At 60.6% G+C, this 2345-nt stretch carries 4 protein-coding genes; all 4 read right to left on the bottom strand.

Translation table 11 applies throughout. The annotated features are described in order from the left end of the window. Positions 1–667 precede the first annotated feature (667 nt). Positions 668–1084 carry a type II toxin-antitoxin system VapC family toxin gene (locus FJ404_19745; protein MBM3825079.1) on the bottom strand — a complete coding sequence of 139 codons (417 nt, stop codon included), beginning with the start codon at positions 1082–1084 and terminating at the stop codon, positions 668–670. Further along, positions 1078–1293, bottom strand: coding sequence for a type II toxin-antitoxin system prevent-host-death family antitoxin (locus FJ404_19740; GenBank protein ID MBM3825078.1), 216 nt, complete (start codon positions 1291–1293; stop codon positions 1078–1080). Before FJ404_19740 ends, FJ404_19745 begins: the two co-directional genes overlap by 7 nt. Before the next feature lie 85 nt (positions 1294–1378). Then, the gene (locus FJ404_19735) at positions 1379–1621 is read right to left on the bottom strand and encodes a hypothetical protein (GenBank protein ID MBM3825077.1); all 243 of its coding nucleotides are present in this window, start codon (positions 1619–1621) and stop codon (positions 1379–1381) included. Next, the gene (locus tag FJ404_19730; GenBank protein MBM3825076.1) at positions 1618–1944 is read right to left on the bottom strand and encodes a hypothetical protein; all 327 of its coding nucleotides are present in this window, start codon (positions 1942–1944) and stop codon (positions 1618–1620) included. The genes FJ404_19735 and FJ404_19730 overlap by 4 nt, the downstream gene beginning before the upstream one ends. Between the last annotated feature and the right edge of the window lie 401 nt (positions 1945–2345).

Here is a 2345-nt window from a genome sequence, read left to right as displayed (position 1 = left end):
ATGGCCGCGGCCTTGTGGAGTGATTAGCCGCCGACACCACAACCCGTAGGCGATTGGGATTCGGAAAATCTCCGAAAGCTGCGCCGTCGTCAAAAACGCCCGCAAAGTCGAGTTTTCACCCGCGATACCGCCGTTCCCCCTTGTCGTCACCCCACCACCAGCCCTCCAACGCCCATTCCGCCGCGTCTCAGGAAAATCTTGCCCTCCAAATTCCTAAAATCGATCGCGCCATGAAATATGCGGGCTAGGCGTTACGTGTGACCTGGCCGAGGGGGTTGGTGTGGGCGACGAGCCCGAGGGGCGAGTAGCCGAAACCTTCGGATCCGCCGTCGCGATAGATCTTGGGGTGATCCGGGAGAGGTTGTCGTAGACCAGGGTGATGGAGATGCCGCCGGCGTCGGTGATGTTGGTGGTGACTTGGTGGAAGGCGTTGAAGACGTTGCTCGAGAGCAGGACGTCGCCCGGCCTGTGCGCCTCGATGGGATCGACTCCGTTGGCGTCGTAGACGATGCGGTTGGTGCGGGTGGTGGCGCCAGTCGGGGCGGTCCATATGACGGACGTGGATTACCGGTGGATCGTGGAGCGGACTTCGGCGCCGCGGTAATTGCGCAGCGCGGCCAAGGACGCGCTCCACCGTGTCCCCGCCTCTTGGGAGAGCGTAGCTCAATCAGGTTGTTTTTGGCGCAGCCGGCTTGAAATACAGAATCTGGGCCCCGGCGTAGTTCTTCCACGCATCGTCATTGGAAATGATCGTCAGGTTGTTCTGTCGCGCCGTGGCCACAATCATTTGATCGTAGGGATCTTTGTTGGGGAAGTGAGGCAGCGTCGCGGAATCAGCGGCCACTTCCGGCGTGATAGTCAGCAATCGAATCTGGGGCGTCAGCGCGGTGGACAACCAGGCCAGAAGGGGCTTGCCCAGATCCAGTTTCCCTTGCGCTTGTTTCCACGCAATTTCCCTCAAGGAGACACAACTCAACCCCAACTCGGCCTCGGTTCGCGCCAATTGCAGGCACTTCGTTGGCAACCGATCCGGCTCCTGCGAAAGCAGGAACCACACGGACGTGTCCAACAGGTATTTCACCAATGCGGCTCCTCCGTCGGTTTATTGAAATCACCCGGCAATGAAGGTCCTCCCGCGTTTCCACCGATGAACGAACGGTTCGTTTTCTTCTCGGGAATCAGTCGAGCGATGACGTGCCCATACCGCTTGATGCAAACCGACTCGCCGCTTTCAACCAGGTCGAGAATCGCGGAAAGGCCATGCTTTAGTTCTCTGGCCGTGGCCGTTTTCATGTGGCCCAAATTGTGTCACAACAGCCTGAAAGTCAACCCTGCGCTCGCGGCTCACGGTCGCGTCGGCGCCGGCGCCGTGTTGTTTTCACGGTCCCAGTTCGTCGTGAAGCTGGACCCCACCGTTGACAAACTCTCCCTCGCGATCTTTCCCGAACGCCGCTTCATACAGCACCTTGCCTAACGCGTAGAGATCGGCCTGCGATGTTCCCGGTCCTTCCGGCGCGATGTAACCCGCCGTCCCCACCAAAGACTGCGCCTCATCCACCGCTGCGACCAAACCGACATCCGCCAGCTTGGGCACGCCGCCCACCAGGGCTTTTTGCTTCATGTGTGCAAGTTGCGTTCTTTGAGCCAGCTGAGGGCCAGGGCTGGGTCGGCGCTGGCATCCTCGAAGACGCTGGGCAGTGAGCTACGGCCGACGCCGATGAGGAGGGCTTGCAGTCCGACCCGCAGGAGTGCCAAGGCACAGGCGGCGTTGGGGCTTTTCAACAAACACTTGTCTTCGCGCCAGAGGACATCGCGCCGCCAATGCTGAGTCTCGCAACCCCAGTGGCCTCGAATCGCATTCGCCAGCCTTTTAGGATCGGCATCGGCTCGGTCGAGGCTGGTGATAAAATGTCGGATGATGTTCGGTCCCTGGGCTGGCAACACTTCACCCGCAACGGGAGTGGTGGCTACGCCTTGCGCTGAAGCTGGTTGCGGGTCGCTCAGGTCCCTGGTTTGAGCCCTCAGAAGTTGGCGCGCTTCCGGAAAATCGCAGGCTTCGGCATCGGTGGGTACGGTTCGGAGCTGGCGCTCGTCGATCCTTCCGTGACCGCAGTCGGTTTCGGATAAAGGGGGGGAGCTGAGGCCAGTTGCTTTTTCGCATAAGCCTCCAAGGTGGGCTGGTTGCCGCGAATTTGCAGGATGTAGTCGCCGCCCTTTTGTAAGCGGTAAGCGGGGCGCATCTGTTCGGAGGGACTGGGGATGGGTTATGGTGAGGGCATGAAGAGCGATCCTGGTGGAGTTTCGGCGAGCCGCGGCGCGGAGCGTGCGCGGTGGGTGAGGGAGTA

This window comes from Verrucomicrobiota bacterium, from assembly GCA_016871495.1.
GTDB lineage: Bacteria > Verrucomicrobiota > Verrucomicrobiia > Limisphaerales > VHDF01 > VHDF01.
This window is presented reverse-complemented; position numbering and strand designations above follow the sequence as displayed.